The 22,460-nt window shown below is 59.0% G+C and carries 18 protein-coding genes and 1 riboswitch; of the genes, 12 read left to right on the top strand and 6 right to left on the bottom strand.

All coding sequences use genetic code 11. The features are described from left to right. The first annotated feature begins 6 nt into the window (after window positions 1-6). From AACY50_RS06115 to AACY50_RS06100, 4 genes are read left to right on the top strand one after another with little or no spacing between them, the layout of a single operon-like run. Window positions 7-1,437, top strand: a complete 1,431-nt coding sequence (locus tag AACY50_RS06115; RefSeq protein ID WP_339432279.1) for a PIG-L deacetylase family protein — start codon at window positions 7-9, stop codon at window positions 1,435-1,437. 50 nt (window positions 1,438-1,487) lie between these two features. Further along, window positions 1,488-2,384 carry a DUF6625 family protein gene (locus AACY50_RS06110; protein ID WP_339538295.1) on the top strand — a complete coding sequence of 299 codons (897 nt, stop codon included), beginning with the start codon at window positions 1,488-1,490 and terminating at the stop codon, window positions 2,382-2,384. Then, the gene (locus AACY50_RS06105; protein ID WP_339538294.1) at window positions 2,368-3,525 is read left to right on the top strand and encodes a glycosyltransferase family 4 protein; all 1,158 of its coding nucleotides are present in this window, start codon (window positions 2,368-2,370) and stop codon (window positions 3,523-3,525) included. Before AACY50_RS06110 ends, AACY50_RS06105 begins: the two co-directional genes overlap by 17 nt. A gap of 14 nt (window positions 3,526-3,539) precedes the next feature. Next, window positions 3,540-4,442 (top strand): glycosyltransferase, encoded by a 903-nt coding sequence (locus AACY50_RS06100; RefSeq protein ID WP_221731335.1) that lies wholly within the window; start codon window positions 3,540-3,542, stop codon window positions 4,440-4,442. 79 nt (window positions 4,443-4,521) lie between these two features. On the opposite strand, the gene AACY50_RS06095 is transcribed toward AACY50_RS06100, so the two are convergent. Next, a complete protein-coding gene (locus AACY50_RS06095) occupies window positions 4,522-6,384 on the bottom strand; it encodes an O-antigen ligase family protein (RefSeq protein ID WP_339432282.1) in 1,863 nt (620 codons plus the stop codon). A 154-nt stretch (window positions 6,385-6,538) separates the two neighbouring features. On the opposite strand from AACY50_RS06095, the gene msbA reads away from it, so the two are divergent. From msbA to AACY50_RS06065, 5 genes are all read left to right on the top strand, one after another. Then, a complete protein-coding gene (gene msbA / locus AACY50_RS06090; protein WP_339432283.1) occupies window positions 6,539-8,341 on the top strand; it encodes a lipid A export permease/ATP-binding protein MsbA in 1,803 nt (600 codons plus the stop codon). Window positions 8,342-8,773: 432 nt separating this feature from the next. Beyond that, complete coding sequence (hldE, locus tag AACY50_RS06080) at window positions 8,774-10,195, top strand: bifunctional D-glycero-beta-D-manno-heptose-7-phosphate kinase/D-glycero-beta-D-manno-heptose 1-phosphate adenylyltransferase HldE (RefSeq protein WP_339432284.1); 1,422 nt, start codon at window positions 8,774-8,776, stop codon at window positions 10,193-10,195. A 130-nt stretch (window positions 10,196-10,325) separates the two neighbouring features. Continuing rightward, complete coding sequence (locus tag AACY50_RS06075; RefSeq protein WP_339465357.1) at window positions 10,326-11,300, top strand: glycosyltransferase; 975 nt, start codon at window positions 10,326-10,328, stop codon at window positions 11,298-11,300. Continuing rightward, window positions 11,301-11,987: a hypothetical protein gene (locus AACY50_RS06070; protein ID WP_339465356.1), complete on the top strand. Its 687-nt coding sequence runs from the start codon at window positions 11,301-11,303 to the stop codon at window positions 11,985-11,987. Between the two features lie 13 nt (window positions 11,988-12,000). Then, entirely contained in the window at window positions 12,001-12,801 is an 801-nt protein-coding gene (locus AACY50_RS06065; RefSeq protein WP_339495028.1) for a hypothetical protein, read from the top strand. 4 nt (window positions 12,802-12,805) lie between these two features. Here the strand turns inward: AACY50_RS06065 and AACY50_RS06060 are convergent, their stop codons facing one another. The 4 genes from AACY50_RS06060 to AACY50_RS06045 form a co-directional block, all read right to left on the bottom strand. Beyond that, window positions 12,806-13,771: a metal ABC transporter ATPase gene (locus tag AACY50_RS06060; protein WP_339538293.1), complete on the bottom strand. Its 966-nt coding sequence runs from the start codon at window positions 13,769-13,771 to the stop codon at window positions 12,806-12,808. A 31-nt stretch (window positions 13,772-13,802) separates the two neighbouring features. After that, entirely contained in the window at window positions 13,803-14,615 is an 813-nt protein-coding gene (locus AACY50_RS06055; protein WP_339432289.1) for an aldo/keto reductase, read from the bottom strand. Continuing rightward, window positions 14,612-15,787, bottom strand: a complete 1,176-nt coding sequence (locus AACY50_RS06050; RefSeq protein ID WP_339538292.1) for an NAD(P)/FAD-dependent oxidoreductase — start codon at window positions 15,785-15,787, stop codon at window positions 14,612-14,614. The genes AACY50_RS06055 and AACY50_RS06050 overlap by 4 nt, the downstream gene beginning before the upstream one ends. A gap of 133 nt (window positions 15,788-15,920) precedes the next feature. Further along, window positions 15,921-16,253 carry a DMT family transporter gene (locus AACY50_RS06045; protein WP_221731228.1) on the bottom strand — a complete coding sequence of 111 codons (333 nt, stop codon included), beginning with the start codon at window positions 16,251-16,253 and terminating at the stop codon, window positions 15,921-15,923. 109 nt (window positions 16,254-16,362) lie between these two features. Here AACY50_RS06045 and AACY50_RS06040 point away from each other — a divergent pair, with 109 nt between their 5' ends. Continuing rightward, window positions 16,363-17,259 carry a LysR family transcriptional regulator gene (locus AACY50_RS06040; protein WP_339495022.1) on the top strand — a complete coding sequence of 299 codons (897 nt, stop codon included), beginning with the start codon at window positions 16,363-16,365 and terminating at the stop codon, window positions 17,257-17,259. A gap of 11 nt (window positions 17,260-17,270) precedes the next feature. Continuing rightward, entirely contained in the window at window positions 17,271-18,545 is a 1,275-nt protein-coding gene (waaA, locus tag AACY50_RS06035; RefSeq protein ID WP_339538291.1) for a lipid IV(A) 3-deoxy-D-manno-octulosonic acid transferase, read from the top strand. Window positions 18,546-18,603: 58 nt separating this feature from the next. Here the strand turns inward: waaA and AACY50_RS06030 are convergent, their stop codons facing one another. Next, window positions 18,604-20,037, bottom strand: coding sequence for a TolC family outer membrane protein (locus AACY50_RS06030; RefSeq protein ID WP_339538290.1), 1,434 nt, complete (start codon window positions 20,035-20,037; stop codon window positions 18,604-18,606). A 204-nt stretch (window positions 20,038-20,241) separates the two neighbouring features. Beyond that, window positions 20,242-20,347: riboswitch (TPP riboswitch) on the top strand. Between the two features lie 146 nt (window positions 20,348-20,493). On the opposite strand from AACY50_RS06030, the gene thiC reads away from it, so the two are divergent. Further along, entirely contained in the window at window positions 20,494-22,383 is a 1,890-nt protein-coding gene (gene thiC, locus AACY50_RS06025) for a phosphomethylpyrimidine synthase ThiC (RefSeq protein WP_339432294.1), read from the top strand. Window positions 22,384-22,460 lie beyond the last annotated feature (77 nt).

The following is a 22,460-nucleotide window of genomic DNA, read 5'->3' as shown; positions in this document are numbered from 1 at the left end:
CAGCTCATGAGCCGTAAACAGCAATTGCTCAAACGCCACCGGCGCAACAAGCGTATCGCTCTGCTGGTGGCGCTGATCGTAATGATCTCAGTCGGCGTGCTGGTTGCTTGGTGGCTGCCATTGTTGCTCGCGGTGCTCGGCTGGATCGCCCATGAGGCCTGGTTTGCCGATCATCTGTTCTATTCGCCGAAAGACGATTACCAGTACAGCTTTCCACCATTCACACCACAACCCAAGGTTCACTTGAACGGCGAACAGTTGCGTTTGGATGACGGCGTGATGCTGGTGGATGATGCCACGTTGATTCTGCAGGTGCGGGTCAAAAGCACTTGGCTGGGACGTTTCCTTGACCCTCGGATCGAGTTGGTTGGTGGCCCTCACCCTGATTCGCAAACCTTCGAGCGTGGCGTCAGCGGCCAGCGTTATCTGAACCTCAGTGGTCATGCACACACCCTTTCGCAGGGGCGGCTGCGCTTGCGGGGGCGTTTCTGCCGGGTGGCCGGCAAGGCGGTCCTGTGGGTGCTGGAGCAACCGGATTATCGTCGTCAGCGCGTGATGGTGATCGCGCCGCATGCGGACGACGCTGAATTGGCGGCCTACGGTTTGTATAGTCAGGCCGACGAAGCCTGGATTGTCACCCTGACGGCTGGTGAGATCGAAGCCGAACATTATCAGCAGATGGGCATGAACAAGGTCGAGGCTGCCAGGCTCAAGGGCCGTCTGCGCGCCTGGGACAGTCTGGCCGTGCCGCGTTGGGCCGGTGTGCCGCAGGAGCACTGCGTGCAGCTCGGCTATTTCTGTCTGCAACTGGCAGCGATGCAAGCCGCGCCGAATCAGTCCGTGGGCTCGCGTGAAGCCGATCTGAATGACACGCGACTGTTTCGTCAGTTGAACCCGTTCACCTTGCCCGGTGATGCCGACGGTGCGCCGACCTGGAACAATCTGCTGGCGGACCTGCGTGAGGTACTGTTGCGCGCACGCCCGGATGTGATCGTGCTGCCGCACCCGACGCTGGATCCGCATCCCGACCACATCTGCGCCCAGCAAGCCGTGGTTGAAGCCTTGAGCCATCTTGACTGGCAACCGACGCTGCTCGGTTACGCCAACCATCTGCACGACAACGACCGTTGGCCGATGGGCGACACAGGGCAGGGAATTGCGCTGCCGCCGGCCTTCGATCCGGCCGTTCCGATGCAGCCACTGTGTCTGCCTCTGTCCATAGAGCAACAACGCGACAAGGCGATGGCGCTCGGCATGATGCATGACTTGCAACCGCCGGCATCACTCAAGCGTCGCCTGCGACGATTGATTCAGTGGCAGTTGGCCAGTAGAGTGCCGTCGGTCTACGGCGAGAATGAATTTTTCAGGAAAGCGGTCAGGCGTCAGGAGTTGTTCTGGCTTCTCAGGCGTGGTGACACTCCTGTTAAGCCGCGTTAATGACATTCGCAGACTGGACTTGCCATGTTCGAAATTGTTGGTGATTTATCGTGATTGATCCATGCCCGCGGATTCTTTTTCTGATTCCGTATTTCGGTCAGTGGCCTTTCTGGATGCCGTTTTTCCTTGAGAGTTGCCGGCGTAATGCCGATATCGACTGGCTGCTTTTCAGTGACTGCGGTACGCCACAGGATCTGCCGCCCAATGTCACAATCAAGTCCATGACGTTCCATGAATATTGTGCCCTTGTGTCCCAACGACTGGGGCTCGACTTTGCTCCGAAGGCCGCATACAAGCTCTGCGATATCAAACCTGCGCTGGGGTACATTCATGCTGATTGCCTCGACGGATATGATTTTTGGGCGTTTGGCGATATAGACCTGGTCTATGGTGACCTGCGCAGTTATTTCACTGCGGATCGGCTGGCTAGCTATGACTTGTTTTCGACTCATGAGCGCCGGGTAGCTGGGCATTTGTGTCTGATGCGCAACACTGCGCGCAAGCGCGAACTGTTCATGAAAATCAAGGACTGGCGGCAACGGTTTACTGATCAGACACATCATGCGTTGGACGAAGGCGCATTCAGCCGCATCTTTCTCTGGCGCAAAAATTTTCCTGAACCGTTGTTCACGCTAGTGGGCAAGTTCAATCCATGGCGGCGGCGCAGCGAATTCACTGAGGCGTTTAGCACGCCGGGTGGTTGCATCAAGTGGCACGATCGCACGGACGATTTTCCGCAGCAGTGGTTTTGGCGCGATGGCAAATTGATCAATGATCGTGATGGCGATCGTCCGTTTCCGTATTTCCATTTCGTTTGTTGGAAACGCAACGAATGGTCTCGATTGTCTCAGCCGAATCAGGCCGAAATCAGGCGCATTGCCGCCGGTCATGCTTGGATTATCAATGCAACGGGTTTCCACGAGGGGTCTTATGAGTCAACGATCTAAGGTCCTGCAACTGCAGCCTGATTACAACATCAAGGCACATGATTTTGCCGATCTCTCCGAGCAGATCGTCAAAGCCCTGCCGACGGATCGCTATGAAGTGACCGCAGCGTTTCTGCGCGGTAAACCCGCACCCGGCGAACCGGTGAGCCGTTCTGATCATTCGGTGTATTTCGAGTTTTCCGACAAGTCGCTTAAAGGTATGCGTCTGCGGGCGATGTGGCAGTTGTACAAGTTCTGCCGCCGTGAAAAGTTCGATGTGGTGATCTGCAATCGCTTCAAACCGGTGAACATGATGCTGACGCTCAATCGTTGGCTGAAGGTGCCGTTGTGCATTGGCATTTCCCACGGTTTCGGCGAATACGACCGCTTTTATCGACGCCGCCAGACCCAGCGCCTGATCGATCGGCACTGGCGGTTCGTCGGTGTCTCACCGGCAGTCAAACAGTACCTGCTCGATTGCGACTGCGGTTTCACCGACCAGAACACTTACGCCATCACCAATGCAATCGACATCGAACAGGCCGAAGGCTTGCAGCATAGCCGCGAGCGAGCGCGCGAACTATTGGGGATCGACCCGAATGTGCGGCTGATCGGCGCGCTGGGGCGGTTGGTATCGGTCAAGGGCCACACTTATCTGTTGCAGGCTTTCGCGGCGTTGAAGGACAAGTATCCGAATACTCAGTTGGCGATCATTGGTGCCGGCCGCCTGCAGGAGCCGTTGACTGCCGAGATCGAGCAACTGGGTCTGGGTGGTCGTGCGCACTTGCTGGGTTTCAAGGAAAACGCCCTGCAATATGTGCGCGCCTTCGATATCTGGACCATGCCATCGTTAGCCGAAGGTCTGGGCCTGGCACTACTCGAAGGCATGAGCGGTCACTTGCCGGTGATTGCTTCGAACGTACCGGCCATGTTGCCGTTGATCGAAGGTGCCGGTGGCCTGGCGACCATGCCCAAGGACGTACCGAGCCTGGTCGCGGCGCTCGATACCTACCTCGCACTGTCGGATGACGAACTCAAGGCCAAGGGCGAGCAGGCCTACCGTTATCTGCAGGAGCAACACGACATTGAGGTGTTCCGTCAGGCGTACCTGGACCTGATCGACTCCGCCCTGGAACAGGCCCGCAAGGAGCAGCAGCCGTGAGCGAAGGACAAACCATGCGCGAAGAACAAACTGCAAGCGACCGGCAAACACTCGTCACCGTCATCATTGCCTCTTATAACCACGGTCCATACATTGAGGAGAGCATCCTCAGCGTCCTTGACCAGACCTACAAAAACATCGAATTGCTGGTAATCGATGACGGCTCGAAGGACGACAGCGTCGAGCGCATCACTGCGTTACAGGCGCAGCACGGATTCGATTTTCGCGTGCAGCAGAATCAGGGGCTGACCAATACGCTCAATGGTGCCATCGCGCGTGCCAAGGGTAGCCTGATCGTGCCGTTCGGTTCAGACGACATCATGTACCCTGATCGTATTGCCATCCAGGTGGCCTACATGGACGGTAAGCCGGAAGTGGGAATTTGCGCCGGTAACATCGAGTTGATCGATGCCGACGGCAACCTCTATCCAGAGAAGCGCCAGCGCCGGGATGTGCCATTCCGGCGCCTGGACTTCGATGACATGTTCCTTGAGCGCAAGCCGTACCCACCGGCCCCGACCCTGATGATCCGTCGCGAGGCGCTGGAAGCGGTCGGTGGTTTTGATCCGACGATTCGTCTGGAGGACTTGTTGATCGAGTTGAAGGTGACCCGGGCCGGCTACTTTATCGATGGCCTGAGCGTCGTCATGGCGCGCTACCGCAAGCACGCCACCAATTCGTACAAGAACCATCGCTTCATGATCGAAAACATCCTGCGCACTTACGCGTTGTTCAGTGATCACCCGCTGTACGACGAAGTGCGCTACAGATTTCTCAGTTCCATGTTCCTCAAAGCGTCCAACCGCGATCGCAAGCTGGCCAGGGAACTGCTGGCGCAGATTCCATTCAAGGCATGGAACAAGAAGACCTGGCGCGGATTGGCGCGGATGTATCTTTCCCCGCTGGAAAAAGACTGAGTCACAAGCCGCTCGCGATCAGTGAGCGGCTTCGTTGGCATGGCAAGTTGATCGTGAATCCGGCGAACCGGCTTCGTCCTCAATGCTCGCCTGTTGGCCCATTGCTTGCCAGCACTTGCTTTTGCAATTTATCCACTGCGGATGGCGACGCCATCGTGGCATATCCCTGTAGCAGCGCATCGAGGTGATCCTCGAACAGCCAGCGTTTGTCTACGGTGTAGCGCTGCATATGGCGCAAATTGCGCTGGCGCAGCGAGTTGCTCAATGCTGAAGGGTAGATGCACAGATCCGCCAGGTCGATCAGCCCGAACTCGCCATCCTCCAGCACAAGTACGTTGCCCAAGTGCAATGAGCGGAAATACACACCTTTTTCATGCAATTGCGCCATGAACTTGCCGAAGCGTTCCACCAGGGCCTGGCGGACAGCGGGAGCGGTGATGCTCTGCAATACCTGGCGCAGCGTGTGCCCTGGCAATGGCGCATAGTGCACGGCACTGCTGCCGTCGTCGAGGCGATACAGGTTCAGGATTTGTGGTGTGGGAATGCCCATCAGGCGCAGTTGTTCGCTGTTGACGGCGAAGCGTTCGGAGTACGGGTTGAAACTGCCAGAGGTGTACCAGCGACGACGGCGGAACAGCTTGAGGAAGCTGCCGTCGCTCAGGCACAGGACTTTGGGGCCAAGACCGTCTTCTTCAACTATTTGAGCGTCGCTGCTCAGTTGCTGAAAGTTGGCCGGTGCCAGTTTTTGAACCGGTATTGTCAGTAGACGACGTGCGCGCTGATTGATACTCAGCGCAGCGATCAGTGCCAATGGTATCCACAGCAGAAACCAGTGTTCCTTGGGGCGTGAGATGATCCCTCCACCCTCTGTCAGCCCGGCCCCGATGCCGAACACCAGCCAGGTCGAAGCGATGATAAACAACGGTTGCACACGCAAGCGCCAACTGCTCAGCAGTCCCCACGCCTGGAAGAACAGCCATGGCAGCAAACCGAATATCCCTACGTAATAGAGAACACCCAGCACAAAACTGTGCGGTTCCTCGAAGTTCACCCCAAGGCCGGGGTCGACGCTGAGGCTTGCGCTGTAGCCATGGCCGATCCATGGATGCTCGGCCACCTTAAGCAGGACCTGCCGCCAGATTTCCAGCCGGTATGAATCGCCACGCTCGATGATCATTTGCGAAAACACTGTCAGCACGGCAGCGCCACTGAGAAACAGTGCCGCTAACAGGCCCAGTGAGCGCCGATTCCAGCAGATCAAGCACAGCCACAAAGCGGCCAGCGTCAGAGCGACCAGTGGGGTTCTGGAGCCGGTGCCGATTACGGCGATAAACATGATCGCCATCGCCGGCACGCTGAGCCACATCATCTGGCGGCGCTTGCAGATCATGGTCACACTCAGCCAGTAGGCGCTGAAAAAACCGAAGAGATGCGAACTGAGCAGTGGATTGTCGAACGCCCCACCCCCGATCAGGCGCATGCCCGGTTCATACACTCGTGCAAACGTGAACAGAAAGAAAGTCGTGGCAATCAGTGCGACCAATGCGGCGGTGAACAGCAAGGGTTGCAGGATGTCGCTGCGATAGCGCACCAACAGATAGCAACCGACAAACAGCAGCAGTGTATGCAATGGCGGTTTGAGCTTCCCGTCGAAGGGTTCACCCGACGGTCCCCAGGCAAGACTGAGCAAGGCCCAGGCAACGAACACGATGGCTGCGATGAAAATCGGTTCGCCCAGCAGCGCCCTGAGTTCACGGGGGCGCAGGCACAGCGCAATCAGCGCCGGAATGCTGAACAGCCCGTAATACAGTTTGTGAAGCTGACTTCGGCCCGGCAAAAAGAAAAATGCACAGAGGAGCAAGAAATAGCCGGTTGGAAGAATCCACCGGCTAATGAAATCGAAAACTCGATTGGACGTACTGCTGAAGCCGCGAAGTTGCATGCTGTGAGATTCAATCCTGAAGTTGATCGGCCATTCGGGTGATGGCTATTTGATGCTGAAAAAGATGCCTAACAATAACAGCCTTTCACCGATTGCCAGAACCCTTGAGAAGCTGTGCTAAAGTCTGCGTCCTTTTTATCGACTTTCGCGTGATATGACCGACTCCAGTCTCGCCGCAAGCCCTTCGAGCTTGAAAATCTACTTCCGCCTGCTCGGCTACGTCAGGCCGTACATCAGTTTGTTCCTGATCAGCATTGTCGGTTTTTTGATTTTCGCTTCGACGCAGCCGATGCTTGGCTACATCCTCAAGTATTTTGTTGACGGCCTGTCGAACCCTGAAGCGGTGCTGTTCCCCTCCGTGCCCTACCTGCGTGACCTGCAACTGCTGCAGGCCGTGCCGCTGCTGATCATCCTGATTGCTGCGTGGCAGGGGCTGGGTTCTTATCTGGGTAACTATTTTCTGGCCAAGGTATCCCTCGGCCTGGTGCATGACTTGCGGGTGCAACTGTTCAATAACCTGCTGGTCCTGCCCAACCGCTATTTCGACAAGCATAACTCCGGTCATCTGATTTCGCGCATTACCTTCAACGTGACCATGGTCACAGGGGCGGCGACAGATGCGATCAAGGTCGTAATCCGTGAAGGCATGACAGTGATCTTCCTGTTTGTCTCCTTGATGTTCATGAACTGGAAGCTGACGTTGGTCATGGTCGCGATCCTGCCGCTCATCGCTCTGATGGTGCGCACCGCGAGCAAAAAATTCCGCAAGCAGAGCAAGAAGATCCAACTGGCCATGGGCGACGTTACCCACGTGGCCTCGGAAACCATTCAGGGCTATCGTGTCGTGCGCAGCTTCGGCGGCGAGGTCTACGAACAGAAACGCTTCTTCAATGCCAGCCAGGGCAACACCGACAAACAACTGCGCATGACCCGCACCGGTGCGATCTACACGCCGTTGCTGCAACTGGTGATCTACAGCGCCATGGCTGTGTTGATGTTCCTGGTGCTGTTCCTGCGCGGTGACGCGTCGGCCGGTGACATGGTCGCCTATATCACTCTGGCCGGCCTGTTGCCCAAGCCCATCCGTCAGTTGTCTGAAGTCAGTTCAACAATTCAGAAAGGTGTGGCCGGTGCCGAAAGCATTTTCGAGCAACTGGACGTCAAGCCTGAAACCGACACCGGTACGGTCGAGCGCGATTCGGTGACCGGTCGTCTTGATGTACGTAACCTGAGCTTTACCTACCCGGACACTGAACGTCAGGTGCTCGATGACATCAGCTTTTCGGTCGAGCCCGGGCAGATGGTGGCGCTTGTCGGCCGTTCGGGCAGCGGCAAGTCAACGCTGGCCAATCTGATTCCGCGCTTCTATCACCACGACAAGGGCGAAATCCTTATCGACGGTGTGGAAGTCGAGCAGTACAAACTGCTTAACCTGCGCCGTCATATCGCCCAAGTGACCCAACACGTGACCTTGTTCAGCGACACCGTGGCCAACAACATCGCTTATGGCGATCTGGTTGGCGCACCGCGTGAAGACATCGAGAAGGCTGCGTGTGACGCCTACGCGATGGACTTCATTTCGCAACTGCCTGAAGGCCTGGACACCCAGGTCGGCGAGAACGGGGTATTGCTTTCCGGTGGCCAGCGCCAGCGCCTGGCGATTGCCCGTGCATTGCTCAAGAACGCACCGTTGCTGATTCTCGATGAGGCAACCTCGGCTCTCGACACGGAATCCGAACGGCACATTCAAGCGGCGCTGGATCAGGTCATGAAGGGCCGCACCACGCTAGTGATTGCTCACCGTTTATCGACCATCGAGAAAGCCGATCTGATTCTGGTCATGGACCAGGGGCGGATCGTCGAGCGCGGTACTCACGATGAACTATTGGCGCAAAACGGTTACTACGCGCGTCTGAACGCCATGGGGCTCGACGCCCCGGCCGAAGACATCGCCTGACTCAGCGTTCCTGTTCGTTCATTGATGTGCCCAAATGCGCGGGCAGCCACGTAGGCGTCGCGGTGTTCAATGGCTGGCGCCCGTCATACGGGTACGAAGATCAATTCCCGGCGCAGTTTGCCGTGGCGTTCAGGTTTTCCTCGTCGGCCCAAGAGTTCTGTCCCTGCGGAACAAGCGGGGGGGCGGCGGGCTTATCAGCGTGATTACGAACTGCTCGCTTATGGGTGAACAATTGTATGTACCGCTGCTGTCGAGTGTCGGATCGATACCGAAACTCTCGAGTTGTCCGAGGCAGGCCAGCAATTCGCCGCCCATTTGCTCAAAAAACAAGCAAAGACAATAGCTGTTTCATCCTGTTGCAGCCCGTACACAAGCCTGCGCCAACCCTGTGTTAATATCGCGCCCCTGTTCATTTTGTATGTGGGTTGCTCCATGAAGTTGTCCATGCCGCGATTCGATCAAGCCCCAGTCTTGGTGGTCGGTGATGTCATGCTCGACCGTTACTGGCATGGCGGAACCTCACGGATTTCCCCTGAGGCCCCGGTGCCGGTCGTTAAAGTCGAGCAAATCGAAGATCGTCCGGGCGGTGCCGCCAACGTTGCCTTGAACATTGCCGCGCTGGGTGCGCCGGCGTCCCTGGTCGGTGTGACCGGTGACGACGAAGCCGCCGACAGCCTGAGCAACAGTCTCAAGGGCGTGGGCGTACGTGCCTTGTTCCAGCGCATTGCGCACCAGCCAACCATCGTCAAGCTGCGGGTCATGAGCCGGCACCAGCAACTGCTGCGTATCGACTTCGAAGAACCGTTCGCCACTGACGCACTTGCCCTTGGCTCGCAGGTCGATGACTTGCTTGAAGGCGTCAAAGTACTGGTGTTGTCCGACTACGGTAAAGGTGCATTGAGAAACCATCAGGCCCTGATCCAGGCGGCACGCGCCAAAAACATCCCGGTGCTGGCCGACCCGAAAGGCAAGGACTTCTCGGTCTATCGTGGCGCCAGCCTGATTACCCCGAACCTCAGTGAATTCGAAGCCATCGTCGGCGGTTGTGTCGATGAGCACGAACTCGTCAGCAAGGGGGCGACGCTGATGCACGACCTGGAACTCGGCGCTTTGCTGGTAACACGGGGCGAGCACGGCATGACGTTGCTACGCCCTGATCAGCCAGCGCTGCACCTGCCTGCCCGGGCCCGTGAGGTATTCGATGTGACCGGTGCCGGTGATACTGTGATTTCCACCCTCGCGGCAGCCATCGCAGCCGGCGAAGATCTGCCCCACGCGGTGGCGCTGGCCAACCTGGCAGCGGGCATTGTCGTTGGCAAACTTGGTACGGCGGCCATCAGCGCCCCGGAATTGCGTCGTGCGATTCAGCGTGAAGAGGGTTCCGAGCGCGGCGTGCTGGGTCTTGAACAGTTGTTGCTCGCAGTGGCCGATGCACGGGCGCATAACGAAAAGATCGTGTTCACCAATGGCTGCTTCGACATTCTGCATGCCGGTCACGTGACCTATCTGGAACAGGCACGGGCCCAAGGCGATCGACTGATCGTCGCAGTCAACGACGATGCTTCGGTCAGTCGCCTGAAGGGGCCGGGTCGCCCGATCAACAGTGTCGACCGGCGCATGGCCGTGCTGGCTGGGCTTGGGGCGGTGGACTGGGTGATCAGCTTCCCTGAAGGCACGCCGGAAAACCTGCTACGCGAAGTCAAACCGGATGTGCTGGTCAAGGGGGGCGATTACGGGATCGACCAAGTGGTCGGCGCGGACATCGTGACGGCTTATGGCGGCACCGTGAAAGTGCTGGGGCTCGTGGAAAACAGCTCGACAACGGCGATTGTCGAAAAAATCCGCAGTCGCTGATCAGATGAATTTTTGCCGTTGTGTACTGCGTGTGAACGGATTTTGCCTTGGGGATCGAGCCGTTTCCGATGATGTTGGCAAGGTTGAGTCCGCTGCGCTTGCCCGCTTACGTCGCGTGGTCAATTAACTTATGAAAGTCATGCTCCTGGTGATGGACGAGCAGCGGGTCATTCTCGACCGGCTCTACGACATCGTTCAGCAGAATTGTGATGAGTGTTTCATCTATCGTTTGAGCAAGCGGCAACAAATGAACCTGGGGCCGTTTCTGGCCTCGGTTGATTATCAAACCTTCGATCGTGTGGTGATCTTCTCCCGGGTCAAGCGCCTGACCAGACAATTGCGGGTGCTCAAGTGCATTCCCGGGTTGATCTTTCTCGAACACGACGCGTACCAGAACTACATGCCTGCCAGTAAATACCGTGGGGTGTATTCGCGTCTCTATCGTCGTCTTCCGAGTTGTCGGGCGTTGGTGTCCGGTGCCGTGGTTGCCCGCAAAATGCTGGCTGAAGGCATTGATACAGCGTTCGTTTCAAAGGGTTACGACGAACAGATGCTGCACAACACCGGTGTCGAGCGGGACATTCCCATCGGCTTTCTCGGTAGCCTGAAAAGTACCGAGTATGCCCAGCGCAAATCGCTGCTCGAGTCTTTGGCGCAGCGCACCGGCATGCTGGTGACCCGGACCGAATCGGGCTCGGAGTATCTGGAAATGCTCAATCGCATCAAGATTTTCGTCAGCGCCGACATCGGCATGAACGAATTCATGATCAAGAACTTTGAAGCCATGGCTTGCGGTTGCGTATTGCTGGCCTGGAGTCAGGGCGAAGAAGACCAGTTGCTCGGCTTCGAAGATATGCACAACACGGTGTTTTATCGCAGCGAAGCGCAAGCACTGGAAAAGATCAAACTGCTGCAGGACGACCCGGAGTTGGCGCAGCGTATCGCCAGCAATGGACAGGTGTTCGCACAAAGTCGCTATTCCTTTGCCCGTGTGGGTCAGACGTTGGCTACTGAAATCCAGCGCGAGATGCGCCCATGGCAATCGCCTTCGGCGCTCACGAGGTTCTGGGTGAAGCTACGTTACGGGATGAAGGTGCCGTTCTGAATGATGGACGAACACATGGCGCTGGATGCGCTACCCGGCGGTGACCAGTCTGTTCTGGACGCGTTGCCTGAGCCTTTGCGCGAGTGCCTGAGCCGTGCGGCTCGTGTCGTACTGATCGCCAACAATCCGGCTATTACTGTGGCGGATTTTCAGGCGCTTAACCTTGGCGTCGACGATGTCGTGGTCAGCTTCAATACCTGCATCAAGGCAACGCTGCTCGACTCGCGGAGCGTGAATGTCTTCGTGCACGGGTACAACGCACCGGATGCGTATTTTTTCGGCCTTCCCTACGGGCCGGATGTGCAGCGGCTGTTCGAGCAGGCAAGTGAGCGCTGTTTCACCTTGCTGGTGGGCTGCGCCGCGCCGATGTGTCCGTTGCCGAGGGTAGCCATGTACTGGGATCGCATCCCCTTGCCGCCGCTATGGCACTATCCGGTCGATCGTCCGGGAGGCAAGCGTTACGTCGGGCCCTCCACGGGTTTCAACACGCTGGTGCTGTTCGATTGGTTGCGCGGCCATACCGGTTATACCTATCAGCTCATGACCCTGGGTTTTTCCAACGAGGCCGGAAAATTGTGGGGTGGCCATGCCTGGGATTATGAGCGGGACTGGCTAAGGGCGTCGGACGTCTTCGTGGTCCCTCTGCAGCCACGTCGCTGGTGGCAAAAGCTGTTTCGCCAAAAATAAAAGGTGCTGTTGAGTGTTGAAAATTGCCGTGGCTTTTTTCGGGATCCCGAGAAACTCGCAAATTTGCTTTCCTTCCATCGAGCAGAACGTATTGGCGCAGTTGCCTGTTGGCAGCGACGTGAAGTGCTTTTATCACCTGTACAAAATCGATGAAGTGCAGAACACGCGATCTGGCGAGAAAGGCGAACTGGCGGCTGACAACTATCAGCCGTTCGAGGCGATGACGGGAGCGCTGACTTCCACTGAAGACGTGTTGGAGCGTTGGGATTTCGAGCAGGTCAAAGCACAGGGTGATACCTGGGCTGATGACTATGCATCGCTGCGCAACCTGATCTTTCAGCTCAACTCACTGCATACCGTCACTACGATGATCGAAACCTTCAGTCCGGATTTTGTTGTCTTCGTGCGACCGGACATTTTTTTCCACGACCCGCTTCCCGCCTATGTGTTCAGTCACCAACAAGCCCGGCGGCACAATGCCTACATTCCTGACTGGCAGTGGTGGGGCGGGCTGAATGATCGATTTGCCATTTGTGGGCGCGATACCTACGTCGCGTATGGCAAACGGATCGAGCGCATCTTCGACTTCTGCCGCGCGACGGGAAGAAAGCTGCACTCCGAGCGCCTGCTCAAATATGCATTGCAGCAGGCGGGCACCAGGATTTGTACGCTACCGACCCAGGCCTCCCGAGTTCGAATCACCGGCGCCTTTGCCGAAGAATCGTTCTCGCCCAAGCGCGGCATGGGCAAACGCGAAAATCGTTACTTCCATTTCTTCGCAACACTGCGCACATGGATGGATCGTCGTCGCTAGTTGGCTATTTGCTCACGCGTTTCTTGCCGATGCCCACCAGGCTCAGGGCCTTGAGGCTCAATTGCTTGAGCCCTGGGCGAGGGGGTTCTGCCGGTTGCAGTCCCTGCTGCACGAGCCAGTCTTTCCAGCGAATCCGCTCTTCGCGCACGACCCACCCTTCCTGGCTCGCAAAGCTCTCGGCCAGGTAGAGTCCGCGGGTACTGGCCGGCAGGAGTTTGTCGCGCTTGAGGGTGTACAACTCGGCCACTGGCGCGCCGTCCTTGAGTGGCATCAGGTACAGGTCCGGGCGTTTGCGGTCTAGCCGCGCCACCAGTTGATCGCCCTCCAAACGCTCATCGACGTGGAACAGGCTCAGGGATTTGGCTTCCTTGGGCACCTCCAGCCGCAGGTCATAGATCAATTGCAGCGACGCGGTGGGCAAATGCACGTACGCCCGTGGACGTTCCAGCAATTGCAGATTGGCGCAACGAATGGGCCGCGCCGAGCCGGACAGCGGCGTCAGGCGAAACGGCAGGGCCTCGCGATAATGCAGCGCGGCTGAGTAGGGCGCCGGCAGCCACGTATCGTTGAAGCGCCCGCCGAGCCAGCCTTCCGGGGTTTCCAGCAGACACTCTTCGGCGATCTCTTGAATGGCGGTGTGCAGCGGGATGTTCAGTTCGTGGGCCGGCACGTAACCGGAAATCAACTTGAGCACCACGTCGCCGCGATCCTGGCGCCGCTGACGCACCAATACCCAATAATCGCGGTTCTGCCAATGGAGAGTCAGTCGTACCGACACCCCGAGGTTCGCCAGTTCCAGTGAGAAGCGCTCGGTGTCGGCCACGCTGACCGGTTTGCGCCGCTGCAGGGTCTGGGTGAAATTCAATGGCATGCCGACACTCTGATACGTCAGGCCTTCGGGCGTTGCTTCGACGAACAGTGGCAGCGTCTTGAAGTTGCTCGGGTTCTTTCTGATGAGCGTGCGCGCCATATCGGCTCCTGCTTAAGGCCGCGAAGCGGCGTCAATGACCACGAAGGACTTGGGCAACGGTCGCAACGTTATGGGCGAGGTGCAGCGGATTGATCGTCCCGACAATAGCACTGGCTACGCCAGGCTGGGCAAACAGCAACTCGAAGCTGGCCTGCACCGGATCCACGCCCGGGCTCAGGCAAACGTGACCGCTGGCCAAGGCTTTTTTCACCAGGATGGCCTTGCCGTGAACAGCAGCATAGTCAATGACAGCCTTCTCGTTTTGTTCGTTCAGATTGTAGGTGACCATCGCACAGTCGCCTTGCTCCAGCGCCTTCAACCCGCCTTCGACGGTTTTGCCGGAGAAACCGAAGCCGCGGATCTTGCCTTCAGCCTTGAGCGCCGCGAGCGTCGCGTACACCGCTTCGTGCTCAAGGATGGCGATGTCGTTGCCATCGGAATGCACCAGCACCAGATCGATGAAGTCCGTTTCCAGACGTTGCAGACTGCGTTCCACCGACATCCGGGTGTGCGCTGCGCTGAAGTCGTGGCGAGACTCGCCGTTGGCGAACTCTTCACCGACCTTGCTGACAATCACCCAGTCCTGACGCTGACCCCGCAACAGCGGGCCGAGGCGTTCTTCGCTGCGGCCATAGGCCGGGGCGGTGTCGATCAGATTGATGCCCAAGTCCCGAGAAAGTTTGAGCAGCCTGCGCGCGTCGTCGTCGTCGGGAATCTGGAAGCCGTTGGGGTATTTAACGCCTTGATCACGGCCGAGTTTGACGGTACCCAGGCCCAACGGCGAAACCCTCAGGCCCGTGCTGCCCAATGGGCGGAGCAAGTCGTGCAGGGTCGCAATCGTCATGGCAGCAGTTGCTCCCAGGCCGGAACGCCCATGAGTGGTTTCGGCAGCGGCGGTAATGGCTCGGCGGCTTGCGGCTGGATACCGTCGCGTTGCAGCGAAGCGAACACGCGATCAGCGAAGTCCGGTGCCAGCGCCAGTTTGGTTGGCCAGCCGACCAACAGGCGCCCCTCTTCGGCGAGGAAGGCGTTGTCCGGGCGCGTCAGGCCGGTTTGCAGCGGTTCGGCACGGTCGACGCGCAAGGTCGCCCACTGCGTGGTGCTGAGGTCGATCCACGGCAACAACTGAGCGATTTCTTTTTGCGCCGTGGCGATCTGCTCGGCAGGCTCGCGAGCCACGCCTTCGCTTTCGGCGATGTCGCCACCCATGTACCAGACCCACTGGCCGTCAGCGGCCGGATGGGTTGTCACGGTGATGCGCGGTTTGGTGCCGCCGCCCAGGCAGTGGGCGTACAGCGGTTTCAGACCCGGACCTTTGGCGATGATCATGTGCAGCGGACGGCGTTGCATGGCCGGTTGGCTCAAGCCCAGGGCGGTGAGCAGTTCAGCGGTACCGGCGCCGGCACTGAGGACGATGCGCTGGGCGCGGATTTCGCGACCGTCGACTTTCAGGCCGACCAGCACACCCGCTTCGAGCAGAGGCTCGATGGTGTGTCCGGCCAACAGGCCATCGCCGGCCAGATCGGCCAGACGCTGGATCAGGCCCGGCACATCCACCACCAGTTCGGCGAGACGATAGACCTTGCCCTTGAAACGCTTGTCTTGCAGGGCGGGTGGCAGTTGTTCACCTTTGACCTGATCGACACGGCCACGCACGGCTTTGCTGGCAAAGAAACTGGTGAGGTTGCCGGCGAGGGTGCCGGGCGACCATAGGTAATGAGCGTCGGACAGCAAGCGCACGCCGGACAGGTCCAGTTCGCCGTTACCGGCCAGCGCTTCACGCCAGCGCCGTGGCATATCGGCGATGGCTTCCGAGGCGCCGGTCAGCGCACCGTGCAGCGCGTACTTGGCGCCGCCGTGGATGATGCCTTGGGATTTCAGGCTCTGCCCGCCACCGAGGCTGGCACTTTCCACCAGCACGGTCGAAAAACCCTGACGACGCAGGCGTGCATTCAGCCAGAGGCCGGCGACACCAGCGCCGACAATCAGAACGTCGGTGGAAATAACAGATGGCATGCAGCGACCTCAGAGTTCAAGACGAGGGCGCAGTATACAGACTCGGGAAAGAGGCGGATTTGTCGGTGATCAACAAGGCTGAGGCAAGACCAATGTGGGAGCCTGCTCGCTCCCACAGGGATTGGAGTTGGCGTTAATGGCCGGCGGTTTTCGAGAAGAGCTGGATGACGACGACACCCAGGACAATCAACGCCATCCCCAGCATCGCCGGCAGATCCAGCTTCTGCCCGTAAACGAACAGCGCCGCGACACTGACCATGACGATGCCCATTCCGGCCCAAACGGCGTAAGCGACACCCACCGGCACCGTTCGCACCACCAGCGTCAGCATCCAGAAAGCGATGCTGTAGCCGACAATCACCAGAATCAGTGGCAGGGGTGTGCTGATGCCTTTGACCGCCTTCATCGAAACGGTGGCTATCACTTCGGCGCAAATGGCAATGGCCAGATAGACGTAGGCGTTCATGGTTCAAATCCTCATGGAAAATGTTGCTTGCTGAGGCGGCATTCTAGTGATTCCTCAGATGGGGTAAAGTCATTACCTATCTGTTATTGAGATAGGTTGGTGGATCAGCATGCAGTGGAATCTCGATCAGTTGCGGGTGTTTGTCGACGTCGCTGAGCAGCGCTCGTTCTCCGCCGTGGCGCGGCAGCAACGCAAGGCGCAGTCAGCCATCAGCAGTGCGATTGCCATGCTGGAGGACGATTTGGGTGTCAGCCTGTTCCAGCGTAGCAGCGGGCGTCAACCCAGCCTCACCGAAGCGGGTGAGGCACTGCTTGAAGAGGCGCGGGAAGTGTTGCGCCAATGCGAGCGTCTCAATGGTCGGGCCATGGCGATGATGCGCGGCCAGGAGGCGCAATTACGGGTGGCTCAGGATGAGGCGATGCCGTACCAGGCGCTGGTGGAGAGTTTCGGCGCGTTGGCCGAGCATTTCCCCAGCCTGGAAGTGCAACTGACCAGCGCCGCCCAAGGCGAAGTGGCGCGCAAACTGGTGGAACACCGCGCCGATCTCGGGCTGCTGTTCTATCACGATGAAATCCCCGAGGCACTTGAACGTCGGGTACTGGGGCGCGTGGAGATGGTCACCGTCTGCGGGATCAACCATCCCTTGGCGACGCAGTCCTACGTCACCTGCCAGCAAATGGCGCAACATCGGCAACTGTTGATGTCGACGCAAACCAGTGTTTACCCCGGCAACGACCCGGCCAGCCCGCAAGTGTGGCGTGCCGACAGCTTCTATGTCATGGCCGAGTGGCTGGTGCGCGACCTGGGCTGGGCGTGGTTGCCACGGCATGTCGTGCAGTATTCGGCCTATCAGGGCTTGATGGTCGAGCTCGACAGCGAATGGACGCCGCCGGCGCTGGTGGTCGAACTGGTCTGGCGCCGCGACGAGCCGCTCGGCCCGGCCGCGCGCTGGCTGGCAGAGCGTTTTGCCGTGCACTTGCGGGCCATCGGCGACAAAAGTCGATAAACTCCGCCGCCATGAATAGAACTCTCTACACCGCGCTGTTTTACCTGGGGCTGCCATTGGTGGCGATTCGGCTATGGCTACGGGCGCGAAAAGCGCCGGCGTATGCCAAGCGGATTGGCGAACGTTTCTCTTATGGCATGCCGACGTTGCAACCGGGTGGCATCTGGGTGCACGCGGTGTCGGTGGGCGAAAGTATTGCGGCGGCGCCGATGATTCGCGCCTTGCTGCAACGTTATCCACAGTTGCCAATCACTGTGACCTGCATGACGCCGACCGGATCGGAGCGAATTCAGGTCCTGTTCGCCAACGAGCCGCGCATCCAGCATTGCTACCTGCCGTATGACTTGCCGTGTGCCGCCGCGCGTTTTCTGGAGCGTGCGCAGCCGAAGCTGGCGGTGATCATGGAAACCGAGCTCTGGCCCAATCACATTCATCAGTGCGCCAAACGCGGCATTCCAGTGGCGTTGGCCAACGGGCGATTGTCTGAACGTTCGGCCCGGGGTTATGGCCGCTTCAGCAAGCTGACCGCGCCAATGCTCGCCGAGATGAGTTTTTTTGCCGTGCAGACCGAAGCGGAAGCCCAGCGCTTCCGTGATCTGGGCGCGCGTCCTGAAACGGTCGAAGTGACGGGGTCGATCAAGTTCGACCTGACCATCGACCCGCAACTGCTGCAGCGCGCCGCCCAATTGCGCGGCCAGTGGCAAGCGCTGGAACGTCCGGTGTGGATCGCCGCCAGCACTCACGAAGGCGAAGACGAAGTGGTGCTCAACGCCCATCGTCAGTTACTGGCCAGCTATCCGAATGCACTGTTGATTCTGGTGCCGCGTCATCCGGAGCGTTTCAGCACGGTGTTCGAACTGTGCCAGCGCGAAGGCTTCGCCACGGTGCGCCGCTCCACCGACGCTAACGTCGCGGCTGAAACATCGGTGCTGCTCGGCGACACCATGGGCGAGTTGCTGTTTCTCTATGCCTTGGCCGACAGTGCGTTTGTCGGCGGCAGCCTGGTGCCGAACGGTGGGCACAACCTGCTGGAACCGGCCGCCTTGGCGAAACCTGTGATCAGCGGCCCGCACCTGTTCAACTTCCTCGACATCGCCGCGCAGATGCGTGAAGCCGGCGCGTTGGTTGAGGTGGATGATGCCGAAGGGCTGGCAGTGGAAGTGCGGCGCTTGTTCGAACTGCCGCGCGATGCGCAGCGCATGGCTGAGGCGGGGCTGAATGTGATGCGCCGCAATCAGGGGGCGTTGCAGCGTTTGTTGGATGGGTTGGGGCGCTTGATCAAGTAACCCTACACAAAAAAAGATCGCCGCCTGCTCCAGCTCACACCGCAGGCGGCGATTTTTTTTAAGGCCGCGCCTTGAGCTGCGTCTCAGCAGCCTTGGCCAGGTCCGGCGGCAGGAAGTCCTTGTCCGGGTTGTAGTCGGCTTTCAGATAGCGCGTCAGGTCCTGCAAGTCACCCGGGTTCAACGTGCCTGCTGCCTGCTTCAAGCGCAGGTTGTCGAGGATGTAGTCGTAGCGGGTGTTGTTGTAGTTGCGCACCGAGGTGTACAGCTGTCGCTGGGCATCGAGCACATCGACGATGTTGCGCGTACCGACTTGATAACCGATTTCCGTGGCTTCCACTGCGCTCTGGTTGGAGATGATCGACTGGCGGCGCGCCTGCACCTGCTCGACATCGGTGTTCACCGCACGGTGCAGGTTGCGAGTGTTCTCGACGACTTGCCGGCGCAGGGATTCGCGCTGTTGTTCGCTCTGATTCAGTTGCTCGTAAGACTGACGCACTTGCGAACTGGTCAGCCCGCCGCTGTAGATCGGGATGTTCAGTTGCAGCCCCAGCGTGCTCTGTTCGACGTTGCCACGGTACGGCGTGCCGAAGGCGTTCGGATTGGAGAAGCCGAGGGCGTCGTTGTCACCCTTTTCGTATTTGGCCACGGCGTCGAGGGTCGGCAAGTGACCGGCCTTGCGTTGCTTCAACGTTTCCTCAGCCGAACTGACAGCAAAGTTGCTCGCCAGCAGATTGAGGTTCTGTTTCGCCGCCGTGTCGACCCAGGCCTTGGCGTCGTTCGGCGCTGGCGGCAGGATCGGCAGCGTGTGGACGATGCCTTGAATCGAGTTGTACTGACGGTTGGTCAGGGTGATCAGCGCTTCGAACGCATCATCGACCTGACGCTGGGCGACGATCCGGTTGGCCCGTGCGGTGTCGTAGCTGGCCTGCGATTGCAGCACGTCGGTCTTGTCCGACAGGCCGACATCGAAGCGCTCGTTGGACTGGTCGAGTTGGCGCTTGAACGCTGCTTCTTCCGCTTTGGTCGAGGCCAGGTTGTCCTGACTGCGCAGCACATTGAAGTAGCTTTCGGCCGATTGAAGGATCAGGTTTTGCTCAGTGGCAGACAGTTGCAGCGCCGCCTGTTCGTTGACGTCTTTGGCGGCCTGGTACTGGAACCAGCGATCAGCGCGGAACAATGGCTGGGCCAGGGTCGCCTGATAGGAATGGGCGCTGCGGCTGGCGGTGGCCGAAGGCTGGTCGATCGAGGTGCGCACGTTGGCGACTTCGGCGCCACCGGACAGGTTCGGCAGCAGCCCGGCGCGGGCCTGCGGTACGACTTCTTTCTGTGCACCGTACTGGGCGCGAGCGGCGGCGAGGTCGGCATTGTTGTCGACCGCTTCCTGATAGACGCTGACCAGATCGGTTTTGGTCGACAAGGGCGCTTCTGCTGCCCAGGCCATTGCGTTGGACGCACAAGACACGGCAAGAGCCAGTGAAAGTTTGCGCAGCATGAGGCGATCCCTAGCAAATATTATGGAAATAATCCGGGTGTCAAAGGTAAGGCGCGGTCCACGCAGCGTCAAGGCGCAGCATGGCGTAGCGAGTGTAGTTGGGCATTGGGGCTGCAACAATCCTGCAAGCACCGGCAATTGCGCCATTCATCATGGTGTTTGCCGCGGTGTTGGCGTTCTTTGCCGCTTGTGTCTAGACTGGCCGGGTTCTTGTCGGGGTGCCTTGCTATGAGGCTGAGATCGAATAATTTCGGATCCCGTTGAACCTGATCAGGTTAGCGCCTGCGTAGGGAACAAGATTTCTCGTCACCCGGCGAGTCCTCTTGTGCTTCGTCCGGGATATTGTTCGACAATCGAACGCTCGACGACGATGCACAGCACCGGTCCTGGTGCGTCCGTGCCTTTCAGGTTCTGCTCCGACAATCCACTGCCTGGATGCTGTCTGGAGAGCCCGTGATGACGACAAAAGCAAAAAACGCGATCAACCTGAGTGACTCGGCCAAGGTCGACGAGCAATCGGTCAAGCCGTTCACCCGTTCGCAAAAAGTCTACGTTCAGGGCTCGCGCCCGGACATCCGCGTGCCCATGCGCGAAATCACCCTGGACGTGACCCCCACCGACTTCGGCGGCGAAATCAACGCGCCGGTCACTGTGTACGACACCTCCGGTCCGTACACCGATCCGAACGTGGTGATCGACGTGCGTAAAGGTTTGGCCGATGTGCGTTCGGCCTGGATCGACGACCGTGGTGACACCGAGCGCCTGGCCGGCCTGAGCTCCAGCTTCGGTCAGGAGCGCCTCGCCGACCCGGAACTGACCAAGCTGCGTTTCGCTCACGTCAACAACCCGCGCCGCGCCAAGGCCGGGGCCAACGTCAGCCAGATGCACTACGCGCGCAAAGGCATCATCACCGCCGAGATGGAATACGTCGCCATCCGCGAAAACATGAAGCTGCAAGAGGCCCGCGCCGCCGGCCTGTTGAACCAGCAACACGCCGGGCACAGCTTCGGCGCGAGCATCCCGAAAGAAATCACCCCTGAGTTCGTCCGCGAAGAAATCGCCCGTGGTCGCGCAATCATTCCGGCCAACATCAACCACGTCGAACTGGAACCGATGATCATCGGCCGTAACTTCCTGGTGAAGATCAACGGCAACATCGGCAACAGCGCCCTGGGATCGTCCATCGAAGAAGAAGTGGCGAAACTGACCTGGGGCATTCGCTGGGGCTCGGACACCGTGATGGACCTGTCCACTGGCAAACACATTCACGAAACCCGCGAATGGATCATCCGCAACTCGCCGGTGCCGATCGGCACTGTGCCGATCTATCAGGCGCTGGAGAAGGTCAACGGCGTCGCTGAAGACCTGACCTGGGAGTTGTTCCGCGACACACTGATCGAGCAGGCCGAGCAGGGCGTCGACTACTTCACCATCCACGCCGGTGTGCTGTTGCGCTATGTGCCGCTGACCGCCAAGCGGGTGACCGGCATCGTTTCCCGTGGCGGTTCGATCATGGCCAAGTGGTGCCTGGCGCACCACAAAGAGAACTTCCTCTACACCCACTTCGACGAAATCTGCGAAATCATGAAGGCCTACGACGTCAGCTTCTCGCTGGGCGACGGCCTGCGTCCGGGCTCGATTGCCGACGCCAACGACGAAGCGCAATTCGGCGAACTGGAAACCCTCGGCGAGCTGACCAAGATCGCCTGGAAGCACGATGTGCAATGCATGATCGAAGGCCCCGGTCATGTGCCGATGCAACTGATCAAAGAGAACATGGACAAGCAGCTCGAGTGCTGCGACGAGGCGCCGTTCTACACCCTCGGCCCGCTGACCACCGACATCGCGCCAGGTTACGACCACATCACCTCGGGCATCGGTGCGGCGATGATCGGCTGGTTCGGTTGCGCGATGCTGTGCTACGTGACGCCCAAAGAGCACTTGGGCTTGCCGAACAAGGATGACGTGAAGACCGGGATCATCACCTACAAGATCGCCGCGCATGCCGCCGACCTTGCCAAGGGCCATCCGGGCGCGCAGATCCGCGACAACGCTCTGAGCAAGGCGCGATTCGAATTCCGTTGGGAAGACCAGTTCAACCTCGGTCTGGACCCGGACACCGCCCGTTCGTATCACGATGAAACGCTGCCGAAGGACTCGGCGAAGGTCGCGCACTTCTGCTCGATGTGCGGGCCGAAATTCTGCTCGATGAAGATCACTCAGGAAGTCCGTGAGTACGCGGCCAACCAGCGTATCGAAGCGGTCGACGTGGATGTCGCCCGAGGCCTGGCGGAACAGGCCGAGCGGTTCAAGAAGGAAGGCAGTCAGCTGTACAAGAAGGTTTGATCTGACCTGAGATTTTCGGTGCCTGTACTGGCCTCTTCGCGAGCAAGCCCGCTCCCACATTTGAATCCAGTTGTTCA

The sequence above is a fragment of the Pseudomonas sp. RA_15y_Pfl2_54 genome, assembly GCF_963971015.1.
Classification (GTDB): Bacteria; Pseudomonadota; Gammaproteobacteria; order Pseudomonadales; family Pseudomonadaceae; genus Aquipseudomonas; species Aquipseudomonas baetica_A.
Note: the sequence above shows the minus strand (reverse complement) of the source record. Positions and strands in the feature narration are given on the sequence as shown.